11 protein-coding genes, 1 tRNA gene and 1 pseudogene are annotated in these 15,360 nt (G+C 63.5%); 9 read left to right on the forward strand and 4 right to left on the reverse strand.

Annotation, left to right across the window (positions count from 1 at the left end; genetic code table 11):
• Window positions 1-128 precede the first annotated feature (128 nt).
• Window positions 129-1,436, reverse strand: a pseudogene (locus ACCD05_RS24825) (tlde1 domain-containing protein); the annotation flags it as partial.
• Between the two features lie 351 nt (window positions 1,437-1,787).
• Between ACCD05_RS24825 and ACCD05_RS24830 the strand changes: the two are divergent.
• Together ACCD05_RS24830 and ACCD05_RS24835 are read left to right on the forward strand one after the other, a co-directional pair.
• A complete protein-coding gene (locus ACCD05_RS24830; RefSeq protein ID WP_413396019.1) occupies window positions 1,788-2,807 on the forward strand; it encodes an SAM-dependent methyltransferase in 1,020 nt (339 codons plus the stop codon).
• Between the two features lie 180 nt (window positions 2,808-2,987).
• Window positions 2,988-3,941 carry an alpha/beta hydrolase gene (locus ACCD05_RS24835; RefSeq protein WP_413396020.1) on the forward strand — a complete coding sequence of 318 codons (954 nt, stop codon included), beginning with the start codon at window positions 2,988-2,990 and terminating at the stop codon, window positions 3,939-3,941.
• A 10-nt stretch (window positions 3,942-3,951) separates the two neighbouring features.
• Here ACCD05_RS24835 and phaC read toward each other — a convergent pair whose 3' ends face one another.
• On the reverse strand, window positions 3,952-5,790 hold the full coding sequence (gene phaC, locus ACCD05_RS24840) for a class I poly(R)-hydroxyalkanoic acid synthase (protein ID WP_413396022.1): 1,839 nt from the start codon (window positions 5,788-5,790) through the stop codon (window positions 3,952-3,954).
• A gap of 152 nt (window positions 5,791-5,942) precedes the next feature.
• On the opposite strand from phaC, the gene ACCD05_RS24845 reads away from it, so the two are divergent.
• The 4 genes from ACCD05_RS24845 to recJ all read left to right on the forward strand — a co-directional run bounded on the left by ACCD05_RS24845 (window position 5,943) and on the right by recJ (window position 11,115).
• A complete protein-coding gene (locus tag ACCD05_RS24845; RefSeq protein ID WP_413396024.1) occupies window positions 5,943-6,359 on the forward strand; it encodes a hypothetical protein in 417 nt (138 codons plus the stop codon).
• 226 nt (window positions 6,360-6,585) lie between these two features.
• A complete protein-coding gene (locus ACCD05_RS24850; protein ID WP_413396026.1) occupies window positions 6,586-7,806 on the forward strand; it encodes an LL-diaminopimelate aminotransferase in 1,221 nt (406 codons plus the stop codon).
• Window positions 7,807-7,871: 65 nt separating this feature from the next.
• The gene (locus ACCD05_RS24855; RefSeq protein WP_413396028.1) at window positions 7,872-9,194 is read left to right on the forward strand and encodes a homoserine dehydrogenase; all 1,323 of its coding nucleotides are present in this window, start codon (window positions 7,872-7,874) and stop codon (window positions 9,192-9,194) included.
• A gap of 118 nt (window positions 9,195-9,312) precedes the next feature.
• Entirely contained in the window at window positions 9,313-11,115 is a 1,803-nt protein-coding gene (gene recJ / locus ACCD05_RS24860) for a single-stranded-DNA-specific exonuclease RecJ (protein WP_413396030.1), read from the forward strand.
• Between the two features lie 10 nt (window positions 11,116-11,125).
• Here the strand turns inward: recJ and ACCD05_RS24865 are convergent, their stop codons facing one another.
• Window positions 11,126-11,593 carry an Lrp/AsnC family transcriptional regulator gene (locus ACCD05_RS24865; RefSeq protein WP_413396032.1) on the reverse strand — a complete coding sequence of 156 codons (468 nt, stop codon included), beginning with the start codon at window positions 11,591-11,593 and terminating at the stop codon, window positions 11,126-11,128.
• A 96-nt stretch (window positions 11,594-11,689) separates the two neighbouring features.
• On the opposite strand from ACCD05_RS24865, the gene ACCD05_RS24870 reads away from it, so the two are divergent.
• The 3 genes from ACCD05_RS24870 (at window position 11,690) to ACCD05_RS24880 (ending at window position 14,994) form a co-directional block, all read left to right on the forward strand.
• On the forward strand, window positions 11,690-12,895 hold the full coding sequence (locus ACCD05_RS24870) for a diaminopropionate ammonia-lyase (protein ID WP_413396034.1): 1,206 nt from the start codon (window positions 11,690-11,692) through the stop codon (window positions 12,893-12,895).
• Between the two features lie 92 nt (window positions 12,896-12,987).
• Entirely contained in the window at window positions 12,988-14,142 is a 1,155-nt protein-coding gene (locus ACCD05_RS24875; protein ID WP_413396036.1) for a M20 aminoacylase family protein, read from the forward strand.
• A 54-nt stretch (window positions 14,143-14,196) separates the two neighbouring features.
• Window positions 14,197-14,994, forward strand: a complete 798-nt coding sequence (locus ACCD05_RS24880; RefSeq protein WP_413396037.1) for an aldolase — start codon at window positions 14,197-14,199, stop codon at window positions 14,992-14,994.
• A 157-nt stretch (window positions 14,995-15,151) separates the two neighbouring features.
• Here ACCD05_RS24880 and ACCD05_RS24885 read toward each other — a convergent pair.
• Window positions 15,152-15,226: transfer RNA gene (locus ACCD05_RS24885), tRNA-Glu, on the reverse strand.
• Window positions 15,227-15,360 lie beyond the last annotated feature (134 nt).

The following is a 15,360-nucleotide window of genomic DNA, read 5'->3' on the forward strand; positions in this document are numbered from 1 at the left end:
CTTGTCGGGGGGGGGGGGGGGGGGGGGGGTTGTGAGAGGGGGGGGCGGGGGGGGGGGAGGAGGCGGCGGGGCCGGGCGGCGGCGGGGGGCGGTTTTGGTGTGGTCACCCCTGGCCGGCGGCGGTCTTCGCCCCGCCACGAGAACAGCGAGGCGAAGGTGGAGCGCGGCTTGTCGGGCATGCTTTCGACGACCACCAGCTGGCGGATGTCGCCGCGCTTGAAGGCGGCGAGGAAGCGCTTGTAGTCCTTGAAGGAGACGCAGCCGTTGGAGTCGCCGCGCGCGCCGAGCATGTAGGTGTGGGCCAGCAGGCCGACGCGGTTGAAGATGTTGCCGGCGCCGCCGACCGGGTTGAGGCGGATCGCCTCGACGCCGTGGAACAGGCTTTCGCGCATCGTCAGCTGGTAGGTGTGCGGCGGGGTCGGGCCACGCATCTTCTCGCGAACATATTTCGGATTGTCGCGCATCTTGCCGAGGCCGGAATGGGCTTCGAGGCGTTCGCCGTTCGGCAGGTAGACCATGCTTGCGGAGATATCATAGACGGCGACACCGGCGCGGGCGACAGGGCTTGCCTGGCGCTTCGGCACGACGGGGATTTCGCCTTCGTCATCACCGATATCAGGCCGTGCATAGGCGAGCACCGGTTCGGCAGGGCGGCTGGCGCGGTCGTTTGCCGGCGCGCGCTTGGTCATGCCGTCGGGACGGGCCATCGGCAGCGGTACGGAATTGTTGTCGTTGAGCACGAGGCCGAAGGCATTGCCGGCGTCGCCCTTGCTGGCGTCGCTCTCGACATCGACGCTTGCCACTTCGACAGGGGCGGGCTTCGCGGGAATGGAAGCGGGCGCGTTGACGGCAACGCGGGCCTGCTGTTCATCCGAAGCGGCTTTCGGCATGGCGGCGAGCGCAAGCAGGGCAGGGCCTTCGAGTGCCGCGATCTCCGCCTTGGACGGAATGACGATGCGATCGGACGAGCTGGCGCTGGCGACCTGAGGCGTTGCGGCGACGGCGTCGTCCTTGACCTTCGACGGCTGTGCGGCGGCAACGACGGTGCGCGCCGGCAGGGCGTCAGCAATGACAGGGCCGGAACTGCCGACGAAGGCGGCTCTCAGAACGTCAGGCGTCAACAGCCGATCGCGCTTCGACGACCGGTTTTCCGCCGTCAGCGGCTGCAGGCGCGAGAACTTGCTCACGTGAATATTGCGCTCTTTGGGAGCGGCCGCGGCGGTGTGCTGCACGAGCGCGATATCGCCGATGGCGTTCTTGTAGGGTGCGGGAGCGACAGCGTGCATCGTCGCGATCGACGTCACGACCCATGCCGAGGCAGCAAAACTAGCACCGATGAGACCCGCCCCTGAGATAAGGCGGAATGAGCGACTGAAACGAGAAATGGACGTACCTACTGGCCTGGTATTGGCAAACACATCGACCGCAAACGCCATAACACTCGTCTTTCACAACTCGTTACTAAGGCCGGCGGTACAGATAGATGGATACTTCTTCGCCGGGGCCGGTAATGGAGCAACAGGGCCAAAATGCGGCCTGTTGCTTATTTCCGGTTGGCTCAGATGATGCCGAATTATGGTAACCAAACCCTTTACGGCGACGACGCCTGTTTCGAAATTCGTCACCTTATCCGCTAACCATATTGATCTTGTTCGATTTTTTCTAATGTTCCTCAGCCTCTGTCGGGCAATGCGGTCTATGTCGCCGTTTTGACATAAATATTAGCGGGAAAACATATTGCGGATGTGCTATGAAATGGCATCGAAGGCTTCCGAGGGGAAACGCCAATGTCTTCGGCACAAACCGCATCTGTTAACGAGATTTCGCCGGCCTTGCTTGTCGATGCGATGTTCGCCGTCCGCAAGACGGCCGCCATCAAGGCGGCGATCGAACTCGACCTCTTCACCGTCATCGGAACGGGCCAGACGGCCAAGGCGGCGGCATCCGAGATGCGATGTGCCGAGCGCGGCGTCCGCATTCTCTGCGACTATCTCGTCGTCGCCGGCTTCCTTAGCAAGAGCGGTGACGTCTACGCGCTGACACCATCGAGCGCCGTGTTCCTCGATCGCCATTCGCCAGCCTATATGGGCTCGGCGATCGATTTCATCGCGGCACCGCAGATGCTCTCGCTCTTTCTGACCGACCCCGCCGCCTGCGTGCGCAATGGCGGTGCCGAAGGGTTGGCGAACCTCTCGCCGGATAATCCCGTCTGGGTGCGCTTTGCCCGCGCCATGGGCGCCTTTACCGGCGGGGCGGGCAGGACGCTTGCCGCCGACGTCGCGGCATGGCCGCAGCCACCGTCAAAGGTGCTCGATATCGCCGCCGGCCCCGGCTATTTCGGTATCGAGATCGCCAGGGCCATTCCGCAGGCGCGGATCGTCGCTCTTGACTGGAAGCCGGTGCTGGAACTGACGCGGGAGAATGCGACGGCGGCCGGCGTTGCCGATCGTTTCAGCTTCATCGTCGGCAGCGCCTTCGATGTCGATTGGGGCCGCGACTACGATCTCATCATGCTGCCGAACTTCCTGCATCACTTCGATATCGCCGGCTGCGCGGAACTGCTCAAGAAGGCACGCCCGAGCCTCAGCGCCAAGGGCAAGCTGATCGCCGTCGAGTTCGTCCCGAACGAGGATCGCGTCTCCCCCGACTTCCCCGCCGCCTTCGCTTTCGAAATGCTGGCGACGACACCACGCGGCGACGCCTATACGGCGTCCGACCTGCGCGAGATGGCCTCGATGGCGGGCTTCCGCGACATCGCGATCAGTCCGCTGCCGCCATCGCCGGCAAGCGTGATTGTGTTTGAGTGAATTCAGAGAACGTCCCCGGACGGTGATGTCGGCTGTCCGGGCGGCTTGCGCTGATCTGTAATAGCGGAATAGTCTGCGAGTTGAAATTTCGAACGTCATTGCCAGAAATTCATTGCGGCAAACTTTATTGAACAGCTTCATGGTCGCGTTCGCGATCGGAAGCGATGACCGGGTTTATCAATGCGTCGGCTTTTTCTTTCATCCGCCATTTCCGCGTTGGTCCTTGCCTCCGGCGTGACCGCAAGCGCCGAGGTGATGACTGTTCCCGGACCGCAGGGACAGCTCGAGGGCGAGGCGATCATCGTGCCTGGCGCCAGCGCCGGGGTCGTCATCGTGCCGGGTTCCGGTCCGATCGACCGGGATGGCAACAGCCCGATGGGGCTGCGCAGCGACAGCTATCGATTGCTTGCCGAGGCGCTGGCATCGGCCGGCCTGAGCACGCTCAGGATCGACAAGCGCGGCTTCTTCGGCAGCAAGGATGCGATTGTCGATCCCGAGGATGTGACGATTGCCAACTATGCCACCGATCTCGATCTCTGGCAGCGCGCTTTCGCCGAGCGGATCGGCACGAACTGCGTGTGGATTGCTGGTCACAGCGAGGGTGGCCTCGTGGCGCTGGCCGCCGCCGCAAGGGGCGCGACGCCTTGTGGACTGATCCTGCTGGCCGCGCCGGGCCGACGCGTGAGCACGCTGATGCGCGAGCAGTTCCGCAACAACCCGGCCAATGCGCCTTATCTTGCGGAAATGGACCGTATCGTCTCCGGGCTGGAGCAGGGGGAGAGAACGGATGTCGGGACCATGAGTGCCGTCCTGCAGCCTCTGTTTCGGCAAGGTCTGCAGCGATACATGATCGATCTTTTCAGCTACGATCCCGCGGCGCTGGCCAAGGGACTGAGCCTGCCCGTGCTCATCGTTCAGGGCGACCGGGATGTCCAGGTGACAGTCGAGGACGCCGGCTTGCTGGCGCGATCGATGCCGCATGCACGGGTGGTGCAATTGCCCGGTGTCACGCACATGCTGAAAGCGGACGTGCCGGACGCGCCCTTTGCCACCTACCAGGATCCGGCTCTGCCGCTGGCGCCGGGCATCGTGCCCGCCATAATGGAGGTCGTGCAATCGCAGGCGGCGCGGTGATCGCGTTAGGCTACGCCTTCTCCAGCACGTAGCTGCCCGGTGCTTCCTCGAGCGCGTTCAGCGCGTCGCCGCCCGGCTTGCGAGCCGGTACCCGCTTGCCGTCCTTGGCCTCGATCCAGGCCTGCCAGTGCGGCCACCAGGAGCCGGCCGCTTCCTCGGCGCCGACGAGCCAGTCCTCGTATTCGCCCTTGGCCGGACCGCCGGTCCAATACTGGTATTTCTTCTTGTCCGGCGGATTGACCACGCCGGCGATGTGGCCGGAGCCGGCGAGCACGAAATCGACCTTGCCGCCGAAGAACTGGCTGCCGAGGAACACCGATTTCGCCGGCGCGATATGGTCCTCGCGGGTGGCGAGATTGTAGATCGGGATCCTGACGCTCTTCAGCGAAACGGCCTGGCCATCGAGCACCATCTCGCCCCTGGTCAGCGCGTTCTTCAGATAGCAGTTACGCAGGTAGAAGGCGTGGTTGGCCGCAGCCATCCGCGTCGAATCGGCGTTCCAGAACAGGAGGTCGAAGGGCATCGGCTCCTGGCCCTTGAGGTAATTATTGACGAAGTAGGGCCAGATGAGCTCTGAGGCGCGCAGCATGTTGAAAGCGGTCGCCATCTTCGAGCCGTCGAGATAGCCGGTCACGTTCATGTAGTTCTCAAGCCGCGTCAGCTGTTCCTCGTCGACGAACACCTTGAGGTCGCCTGCATGGGTGAAGTCGACCTGGGTGGTGAACAGCGTCGCGGAGCGTATGCGCTTGTTCTTCTCCTTGGCATGCAGCGCCAGCGTCGCGGCCAGCAGCGTGCCGCCGACGCAATAACCGATGGCATTGACGTCCTTCTCCCCGGTCGCCTTCTCGATGGTCTCGAGCGCGAAATCGATCCCTTCGCGCGCATAGGCCGCCCAATCCTTGCCCGCGTGGCGCGCATCCGGATTGACCCAGGAGATGACGAACACCGTCTGCCCCTGATCGACGCACCACTTGATGAAGCTCTTCTGCGGATTGAGATCGAGGATGTAGAACTTGTTGATCCAGGGTGGGCAGATGAGGAGAGGGCGCTTCAGCACCGTCTCGGTCGTCGGCTCGTACTGGATGATCTGGCAGATCTCGTTCTGGGCGATCACCTTGCCCGGCGTCAGCGCCATGTCGCGGCCGACGGCGAACTTCGTCATGTCGGTCTGTCGAAGCTTCAGGTCGCCATGGCCGGCCACGATGTCCTCGGCCAGCATCTTCATGCCCCGCACCAGATTTTCACCGCTGCTCGCGATCGTCTCGCGATAGAGCTGCGGATTGGTGGCGACGAAATTGGTCGGCGAGATCGCTGCCGTGATCTGCCTGACGTAGAAGTTGGCCTTCTGCCGCGTGTGCTCGTCGAGCCCCTCGGTCTCGGTGACCAGCTTTTCGGCCCAGTCCGCGGTAATGAAATAGGCCTGCTTCAGGAATTCGAAGAAGGGGTTCTTCTCCCAGTCCTGATCGGCGAAGCGCTTGTCCTTGCGATCGGGTTCCGGCTCGAGCGATTCGCCCTGCATGCGCTGCATCGAGCGCATCCACACGCCGAAAAAGCTGGTCATCAGCTTGGTCTGCGCGTCGAAGGCGCGGCGCGGGTCGGAGATCCAGTATTCGCTGACCTTGGAGAGCGTCTTGACCATGTCGGTGACGGGGTCGGCGGTGTTTTCGCGGATCTCGCCGCTTTCGCGCGGGCCAAGCCAGGCGGACGCCGCTTTCCCCAGGTTTTCCAGGGCGCGGGCGAAGTTCAGCGCCATCGTTTCCGGGTCCTTCAGCATGTAAGGATCGAAATCCTTTGCCTCGAAGCCCGGGCCTTGGCCCTTATCGCTCTTGTCCTGGTTGCTGTCGGTCACGCGGTTCCTCCGGCGGCAGCATCTCTATCCAAATCAAGTTGTATCCGCTCGGATCAAGAAAACAAGTTCCGCAGACATGCCTTCATGCTATTGCTTTGTGCAGGCTGCGAATTTAACAAGTCGAAGCAGCTTAAGGATTTGGAACCTCTGGCATGACCAACACAGGCATTCGTACCATCGCAAACGTCACCCGCATCGCCCTTATCGGCGCCGCCGCGGCCATGGCGCTTGCCGGATGCATGCGAACGCCGGAAGAAAAGGCCGAGATCGCCGCCCGGCGAGCGGCCCCGACGGCCGTGGTCATGAATGCCACCAAGGGCGAGGCGCCGACCGAAAGCGGTCTGTCGCACTATCGCGATGGCTATCCTGGTTTCGGCGCGCCGCTGACCGCCGCCAACGTTCAGATGAACGACGAGGAAGCCTCCAGCCTGCAGCAGAAGCTGACGGCGCTGAGCAACCGGCGCAAGGCGGGCACCATCTCGGAAGCCGAATACCAGCGCCGCGTTGCTGAATACCGCAAGCTCGCCGAAGATCACGGCCAGGAAACGCTGTCCGAAATCACCAAATAAGGCCTTGCCTTCTCTGGCGTTTGCAAGCAAAGCGTTCCGTCAGGTGCGGAAGATGAAATTTTCCTGATAAAGCGTCAGCCCCGAGGCGGTCCGTCAAAGAATCGCCGTGCGCTGGACGTCTGATGAATACGGCCTTGGCGATTCTGAAGTTCGTGTCGCAAGCAGCCGGAAGTTAGGACGAACTTCGATTTGCGGTCATGGTGGCCGCGTTTCCGTGGGGAAAGAAATGGAAGAGTTTCACAAAGTCCGGCGTTTGCCGCCTTATGTTTTCGAACAGGTCAACCGTTTGAAAGCAAGCGCGCGAGCGGGCGGAGCCGATATCATCGATCTCGGCATGGGAAACCCTGACCTGCCGACCCCCAAGGCGATCGTCGACAAGCTCTGCGAAGTGGTCCAGGACCCGCGCACGCATCGCTATTCCTCGTCCAAGGGCATTCCCGGCCTGCGCCGCGCCCAGGCCGCCTATTATGCCCGCCGCTTCGGCGTGAAGCTCAACCCGGATACGCAGGTGGTCGCCACCCTCGGCTCCAAGGAAGGCTTTGCCAACATGGCGCAGGCAATCACCGCGCCCGGCGACGTCATCCTCTGCCCGAACCCGACCTATCCGATCCACGCCTTCGGCTTCCTGATGGCGGGCGGCGTGATCCGCTCTCTGCCGGTCGAGCCGGATGACAGCTTCTTCCCGCCGCTGGAACGCGCCGTGAAGCACTCGATCCCGAAGCCGCTGGCGCTGATCGTCAACTATCCGTCGAACCCGACGGCCTATGTCGCGACGCTCGACTTCTACAAGGACGTCATCGCATTCGCGAAGAAGCACGACATCATCGTGCTCTCCGACCTCGCGTACTCGGAGATCTACTTCGACGACAACAACCCGCCGCCATCGGTGCTGCAGGTGCCCGGCGCCATGGATGTCTGCGTCGAGTTCACCTCGATGTCGAAGACCTTCTCCATGCCCGGCTGGCGCATGGGCTTTGCCGTCGGCAATGAACGCCTGATCGCGGCGCTGACGCGCGTGAAGTCCTACCTCGACTACGGCGCCTTCACGCCGATTCAGGTGGCCGCCACGCACGCGCTGAACGGCGACGGCTCGGATATTGCCGAAGTCCGCAACGTCTACAAGCGCCGTCGCGACGTCATGGTCGACAGCTTCGGCAAGGCCGGCTTCGAAGTGCCGCCGCCGGCAGCCACCATGTTCGCCTGGGCGAAGATCCCGGAAAAGTTCCGCCACCTCGGTTCGCTGGAGTTCTCCAAGCTCCTGGTCGAGAAGGCCGACGTCGCCGTGGCGCCTGGTATCGGCTTTGGCGAGATGGGCGACGATTACGTTCGTCTGGCGCTCGTCGAAAACGAGCACCGCATCCGTCAGGCGGCGCGCAACATCAAGAAGTTCATGTCCACCGCAGATGAGACGATGCACAACGTCGTCTCGTTGAACGCTCACCGCTGATACAATCAGTTCTTTCGGCAGCCGCTCCGGCGGCTGCCATTCATGACATATTTCAGGATCGATCCATGGCAGATGCCCTTAAAATCGGCGTTGCGGGCTTGGGTACCGTTGGTGCCTCTCTCGTTCGTATCATTCAGCAGCGCAGCGACGTGCTTGCCGCGACGTGCGGCCGGCCGATCCTGATTACCGGCGTTTCCGCCCGCGACAAGACCAAGGACCGCGGCATCGACGTCGGCGGCATCGAGTGGTTCGATACGCCCGAGGAACTGGCGACCAAGGGTGACATCGACGTCTTCGTCGAACTCGTCGGTGGCGCTGAAGGGGCGGCCAATATCGCCGTCCGCGCCGCGTTGCAGCGCGGTCTCCACGTGGTGACAGCCAACAAGGCGCTGCTTGCCTATCACGGCGTCGAGCTTGCAAAGATCGCCGAAGAGAAGGGCGCGCTGCTCAACTTCGAAGCGGCCGTCGCCGGCGGCATCCCCGTCATCAAGGCGCTGCGTGAATCGCTGACGGGCAACACGATCTCGCGCGTCTATGGCATCATGAACGGCACCTGCAACTACATTCTCACCAAGATGGAGAAGGAAGGCCTGTCGTTCGCCGATTGCCTGAAGGAAGCCCAGCGCCTCGGCTATGCCGAAGCCGATCCGGCCTTCGACATTGAGGGCAACGACACCGCCCACAAGCTCTCCATCCTGACGACGCTTGCCTTCGGCAACCAGATCGCCGTCGACGACATCTATCTCGAGGGCATCACCAACATCTCGATCGACGACATCCATGCGGCTGCCGATCTCGGCTACCGGATCAAGCTGCTCGGCGTGGCCCAGCGCACCGATACCGGCATCGAGCAGCGCGTGCACCCGACCATGGTGCCGGTCGACAGTGTCATCGCTCAGGTCGATGGCGTCACCAACGCGGTTGCGATCGAATCCGACATTCTCGGCGAACTGCTGATGGTCGGCCCCGGCGCCGGCGGCAATGCCACGGCCTCGTCGGTGCTCGGCGATATCGCCGACATCGCCAAGAGCCGCCCAGGCGCCCAGCAGGTTCCGGTGCTCGGCCACCCGGCCAAGTCGCTCGAGCCCTACCGCAAGGCGCAGATCCAGAGCCACGAGGGCGGCTATTTCATCCGCCTGACGGTTCTCGACCGCACCGGCGTCTTCGCCAGCGTCGCCACCCGCATGGCCGAGAACCACATCTCGCTCGAATCCATCGTGCAGCGCTCCAAGCAGCACCTTTCGCCTTCGCATCACCAGACGATCATCCTCGTCACCCATGCGACCACCGAGGATTCGGTGCGCAAGGCCGTCGAGGCGATCAAGACCGAGGGCTATCTGGTCGGCGAACCGCAGGTCATCCGCATCGAGCGCCCGAAGGAAGACTGATCGGCGTCACCGCATGGTGATCTATTCTGTGGGCGGCGGGGCGCAGGCGTGCTCCGCCGTCTTTCGTTTGCCGTCACGGCTCTGTAGAACGGCCTTGTAGTGGCAGTGGAGTGACATGATGGATATCCCGGCCGATCCGGTACAGCGCGCCTTTCTGGGTGTCGAGAAATCCGTTCTCGACAATCGCTGGATCTCGCGGCTGGACCAGGCCGGACAGAACCGGGCGCTCGCCATGTCGCAGATGCACGGCCTGCCGGATCTGATCGCCCGGGTGCTCGCCGGCCGCGGCGTCACGGTCGACGAGGCGGTCGAATTCCTCGATCCGACGCTGCGCTCGCTGATGCCCGATCCCTACAAGCTCACCGATTGCGAGAAGGCCGCCAAGCGCATCGCCGACGCCATCAACACGCGCCAGCAGGTCGCGATCTTCGGTGATTACGACGTCGACGGCGCATCGTCCTCGGCGCTGATGTACCGCTTCCTCAGCCATTTCGGCGTGACATCCGAAATCTACATTCCAGACCGCGTCTTCGAAGGCTATGGCCCGAACCCGGCGGCCATGGACCAGCTGATCGACAACGGCGCCCGCCTGATCGTCACCGTTGACTGCGGCTCCACCAGCCACGAGGCGCTGGCGGCGGCGGCCAGGCGCCATGTCGACGTCGTCGTTATCGATCACCACCAGGTGACACATGACCTGCCGCCGTGCCATGCGCTCGTCAATCCGAACCGCGAGGACGATCTGTCGGGGCAGGGGCATCTCTGTGCTGCCGGCGTCGTCTTCCTCGTGCTGGTCGCCACGCTGAGGCTGCTGCGCGAGGCCGGCCATCCGAAGGCGCGCAGCATCGACCTCCTGCAGTGGCTCGATATCGTGGCGCTCGCCACCGTCTGCGACGTCGTTCCGCTGAAGGGCCTGAACCGCGCCTATGTCGTCAAGGGCCTTATCGCTGCCCGCCACCAGGGCAATGCCGGTCTCTCGGCGCTGTTTCGCAAGGCAGGCCTTGCCGGGCCGGTGACACCCTATCACTTCGGCTTCCTCATCGGCCCGCGCATCAATGCCGGCGGACGCATCAGCGACGCCGCACTCGGTAGCCGGCTATTGACGCTCGATGATACCGGCGAAGCCGAGGCCATCGCCGAGCGTCTGGACGAGCTCAACCGCGACCGCCAGGTGATGGAAGCCAACATGCTGCAGGAGGCAGAAGAGGAGGCATACGCCGAATATGGCGACGGCAGCGGCGCGTCGGTCATCGTCACCGCGCATGAAAAATGGCATCCAGGGATCGTCGGCCTGATCGCGGCGCGGCTGAAGGAAAAGTTCAAGCGCCCGGCCTTCGCCATCGCCTTCGACCCCAATGGCAAGGGAACCGGCTCCGGCCGCTCCATCAACGGCTTCGACATGGGCAAGATGGTGCGCGCGGCCGTCGACGAGGGGTTGCTGGTCAAGGGCGGCGGCCATGCCATGGCGGCGGGCCTCACCGTCGAGCGCGACAAGCTTGGCCGGCTGCGCGGCTTCTTCTCAGAACGCGCCGAAAAGACGGTGGCGGCGCTGGTGGCCAACGAGACGCTGAAAATCGACGGCGCGATCGGCGCCAGCGGCGCGACGATCGATCTGATCGATCGCCTGGAAACGGCAGGCCCCTACGGATCCGGCCATTCGCAGCCGATCTTCGCCATCCCCGCCCATCGCGTCCGCGATTCGAGGATCGTCGGTGAGAAGCATGTGAAGGTGACGCTGGAAGCCATGGACGGCGCCCGCCTCGACGGCATCGCCTTCCGCGCCGCCGATACGCAGCTCGGAAACCTGCTCCTGAACTCGCGCGGCGCCAATCTGCATGTGGCGGGCTCGCTCGGCGACAATCACTACCAGGGCTCGCGCCGCGTGCAGCTGCGGGTCATCGACGGCGCCATCGCCCGCTGAGCCATTCCCGTCAGAGCGGCACCGTCAGCGTCGACTTGACGTTGTCCATGGCGATGAAGGTCTTGAATTTCTTCACATTGCCGCTGTCGAAGAACAGCCGCCGCGTCAGCCGCTCGTAATGGGCCATGTCGGGCACCAGCACAACGAGCACGAAATCCGCCTCTCCGGTCACGTAATAGCACTGCTGCACCTCGGGCGCCCCGGCAAAGCTCTGCTTTAGCGCATCGATCAGATCGGCGCGCTCATTGTCCACCTCTACCTCGACGAAAATGGTGATCGGCTGGCCAATCTTGGCGGGATCGAGCAGCGCTGCGTTTTGCCGGATGACGCCGCTTTGCTCCATCCGCTTGATACGCCGCTGCACCGCCGGCGCTGACAGGTTGACCGCCTCGCCGATTACCCGCTGCGGCGTCGTGTTGTCCTCCTGCAGGATCTTCAGAATGGCGATGTCGAATTGGTCGAGACCATCGGCGGACATGGCGGCTCCACGAAACAAACTTGCAAAACAGGGGCCGTTTTGCAGCGCCTTTTTCGCGCCTCCTGCAATATATCTTTATGGACAGGAGGGATCGACATGTTTTTGAAGAACACGCACATCGATTTCGGCAAGCCGCTATCCGCAACCGATGCCGACATGCTCGGCCCCGAGGGCGCTGCCCATGCGCAAAACTATCTCAGCCACCGCGACGGCCATAAGCCGACGCCATTGCTTGCCTTGCCGGGCTTGTCGCAGGCGCTCGGTGTCGCCTCCATCCACGTCAAGGATGAAGGTCACCGGCTGGGGCTCGGCAGCTTCAAGGCGCTCGGCGGCGCCTATGCCGTCGCCCGCCTCGTGCTCGACGAGGCATCGAAGCGATTGGGCCGCGCGGTCGATATGGCCGAATTGCAGACGCCCGAGGTGAGAGCCGTGGCCGCCACCATGACCTTTGCCTGTGCCACGGACGGAAACCATGGCCGCTCGGTGGCGCAGGGTGCGCAGCTGGTCGGCGCCCGCTCGGTCATCTCGGTTCACTCAGGCGTCAGCGCCGAGCGCGTCGCCGCCATCGCCCGCTATGGCGCCGAGATGGTCCGCGTTGAAGGCACCTATGATGACTCCGTGGCGGAAGCCGCCCGCGTCGCCACCGAAAACGGCTGGACGATCGTGTCGGATACCGCGTGGCCAGGCTACGAGCGTATCCCCGGCCTTGTGATGCAGGGCTACACGGCGCTGGTGCGCGAGGCGCTGCAGCAGCTTCCCGAAGCGCCGACCCATGTCTTCGTGCAATGCGGCGTCGGCGGCATCGCGGCGGCCGTGGCCGCGCATCTGGCGATCGAGCTTGGTGAGAACAGGCCCGTCTTCACCGTCGTCGATCCGGCCCGCGCCGCCTGCATGTTCGAGGCGGCCAGAGCGGAGCGGCCTGTCGCCGTCGCCCATTCGGAGCCGACGGTCATGGCGATGCTCGAATGCTACGAGCCGTCGCCGATCGCCTGGCGTATCCTTAGCCGGCTTGCCGATGGTTTCATGACCGTGGAGGATGCGGACGCGATCGCGGTGATGAACCGGCTGGCGCGGCCCGCTGCCGGCGATCCGGCCATCGTTTCGGGCGAAAGCGGCGGCGCTGGCTTGGCCGGACTGATCGCCGCGCTGTCTGATCCCGGGGCCAAGGCGGCGCTCGGGCTCGATGAGACGGCGCGCGTCTTCGTCATCAACACCGAGGGCGCCACCGATCCGCAACGCTACGAGGATCTGGTCGGGATAGCACCGGATAAGGTCGGTCACCGTGTGGAGATATCCGCATGAGCCTTGCTTCCATTGATCGCGAGCGCATGCTCGGGCATGAGGACTGCTTGATGTCGTCCGCGAACCTCTCTGCATAATCGGGAGACGATTAAATGACAGACCTGAAAGCGCTGAGCGATGAAATGACCGCATGGCGACGCGATCTGCACGCGCATCCGGAATTCGGCTTCGAGGAGACAAGGACTGCGGCCTTCGTGGCGGATAAGCTGCGTTCGTTCGGCCTTGAGGTCGCGGAAGGGATCGGCGGGACCGGCGTTGTTGGCACGCTCAAGCGCGGCACCGGAAATCGCGCGGTTGCGCTTCGCGCCGATATGGACGCACTGCGTATCACCGAACGGGGACGGGCGGACTACCGCTCTCAGGTGCCGGGTACGATGCACGCCTGCGGTCATGACGGGCACACCGCCATGCTGCTCGGCGCAGCCAAACTATTGGCCGAGGAGGGTGGTTTCGACGGCACCGTGCGCTTCCTGTTCCAGCCTGCGGAGGAATGGGGCAAGGGCGCGCTCGCCATGCTCGACGACGGGCTGATGCAGCGATTCCCCTTCGACGAGATCTACGGCCTGCACAACATGCCGGGCCTGCCGGTCGGGCACTTCGAGACCAGGCCAGGGCCGATCATGTCGGCGGAGGATAATTTCGAGATCGTGCTCACGGGGCTGGGCGGCCACGCCGCCCGGCCGCAATCGGGCAACGAGGTGCTGGTCGCCGCCTGCGCGCTGGTGACCAACCTGCAGACGATCGTCTCACGCCGGCTGAGCCCGGCCGATATCGCCGTGGTCTCCGTCACCGAACTCATCACCGACGGCACCCGCAACGCGCTGCCGGGGCTCGCCCGCATTCTCGGCGATGCCCGCAGCTTCCGCCCTGAGGTGAGCGCCGAGATCGAGCGGCAGATGCGCGTGATCGCCGGGGGCACGGCGATGGCCCACAACGTGACGGCCGAGACGCGCTACACGCGCGAATTCGTGCCGCTCATCAACGACGCCACCTTGGTGGAAGAGGCGATGGCCGCCGCCCGCACTGTCCTGCAGGCTGACAACGTCAAGGTCGCCGCCGAACCGATGACCGCATCCGAGGATTTCGCGCGCTTCCTGGAACACGTGCCCGGCTGCTTCGTCTTCATGGGCAATGGCGAAAGCTCCGCGCCGCTGCATAACCCCGATTTCGATTTCAACGACGCTGGCCTTCTGCCGGGAGCACGCTACCATGCCGCGATCATCAGGCGACGCCTGCCGCTTGCCTGAGTTTTCGCCTGCATATTTCTAGTGCCTGACATTCAATCGTAATGGAGCATCGATATGGCGCATTCCCTGAACAAGTCCTCCGCGGCAACCGGCGTTTCCGGCGCCAACCAGCCGGATCTCGACACCGAGGAGGTCTGGCAGGCTCGCGCCGATCTGGCGGCCTGCTTTCGCATGGCGGCGCGCCATGGGCTCGAGGAGGGGATCTGCAATCATTTCTCGGCGCTGGTACCCGGCTATGACGACCTCTTCATCGTCAATCCCTATGGCTATGCCTTCCGCGAGCTGACCGCATCGAAGCTTCTGATCTGTGACTTTCACGGCAACGTCGTCTCGGGCGAGGGCGAGCCGGAGGCGACCGCCTTCTATATTCATGCCCGCATCCACGCCCGCGTTCCGCGCGCCCGCGTCGCGTTCCACACCCACATGCCCTATGCGACGGCGCTGTCGATGACCGAGGGCGAGCCGCTGATCTTCGCCGGCCAGACGGCGCTGAAATTCTACGGCCGCACCGCCTACGACCGCGATTACAACGGCCTGGCGCTGGACGAGCGCGAGGGCGACCGCATTGCCAATGCGATCGGCGACGCCGATATCGTCTTCATGAAGCATCACGGCGTCATGGTGCTGGCGCCCAACATCGCCGAAGCCTGGGACGATCTCTACTATCTCGAGCGCGCCTGCCAGGTGCAGACTCTGGCGCTTTCCACCGGCCGCCAGGTCCTGCCCGTCGCCCCCGATATCGCCGAGGCCGCCTACCGCCAGATGCGCGAGGGTGATCCTGAATCCGCGCGGCTGCATCTGCAGGCGATCAAGCGCATGCTCGACGCCGAGGAGCCGCAATATCGAGATTGACGTTGGGAGAGGGCGCGTGTCCAGAGGGGTGCGCGCCTGATACGAGACGGCGATGCCTGATGGGAAATAGCGGATCGAGCCGAACGGTTCGTTCGCTTTGTCATTTATGGATATTTTTGAAAAAATCGTTCGTTATCAATGATAACGAAGAGAGAAGTGGCACGCCCTAGGGGAGTCGAACCCCTCTTCCCAGAATGAAAATCTGGTGTCCTAACCGATAGACGAAGGGCGCTTCCTTCGTGGTGGCGCCCTTATAATCAGGCACTTGGATTCCCGCAAGCGGCAAAACGCATAAAAATGGCGATGCGCTGATCTTTTCCCTATCTGATTGATAGTTAACGGCTATTTTCAGCGTTTGACGATGCG

Origin of the sequence: Rhizobium sp. Rhizsp42, from assembly GCF_047304155.1 — a bacterium.
GTDB lineage: Bacteria > Pseudomonadota > Alphaproteobacteria > Rhizobiales > Rhizobiaceae > Rhizobium.

Bases quoted from the DNA above. Each gene is read 5' to 3' on its own strand.
- recJ (WP_413396030.1), top strand. From the start codon at position 9,313: ATGGATATCCCGGCCGATCCGGTACAGCGCGCCTTTCTGGGTGTCGAG.
- ACCD05_RS24865 (WP_413396032.1), bottom strand. From the start codon at position 11,593: ATGTCCGCCGATGGTCTCGACCAATTCGACATCGCCATTCTGAAGATC.
- ACCD05_RS24870 (WP_413396034.1), top strand. From the start codon at position 11,690: ATGTTTTTGAAGAACACGCACATCGATTTCGGCAAGCCGCTATCCGCA.
- ACCD05_RS24830 (WP_413396019.1), top strand. From the start codon at position 1,788: ATGTCTTCGGCACAAACCGCATCTGTTAACGAGATTTCGCCGGCCTTG.
- ACCD05_RS24845 (WP_413396024.1), top strand. From the start codon at position 5,943: ATGACCAACACAGGCATTCGTACCATCGCAAACGTCACCCGCATCGCC.
- ACCD05_RS24880 (WP_413396037.1), top strand. From the start codon at position 14,197: ATGGCGCATTCCCTGAACAAGTCCTCCGCGGCAACCGGCGTTTCCGGC.
- ACCD05_RS24835 (WP_413396020.1), top strand. From the start codon at position 2,988: ATGCGTCGGCTTTTTCTTTCATCCGCCATTTCCGCGTTGGTCCTTGCC.
- ACCD05_RS24850 (WP_413396026.1), top strand. From the start codon at position 6,586: ATGGAAGAGTTTCACAAAGTCCGGCGTTTGCCGCCTTATGTTTTCGAA.
- ACCD05_RS24875 (WP_413396036.1), top strand. From the start codon at position 12,988: ATGACAGACCTGAAAGCGCTGAGCGATGAAATGACCGCATGGCGACGC.
- ACCD05_RS24855 (WP_413396028.1), top strand. From the start codon at position 7,872: ATGGCAGATGCCCTTAAAATCGGCGTTGCGGGCTTGGGTACCGTTGGT.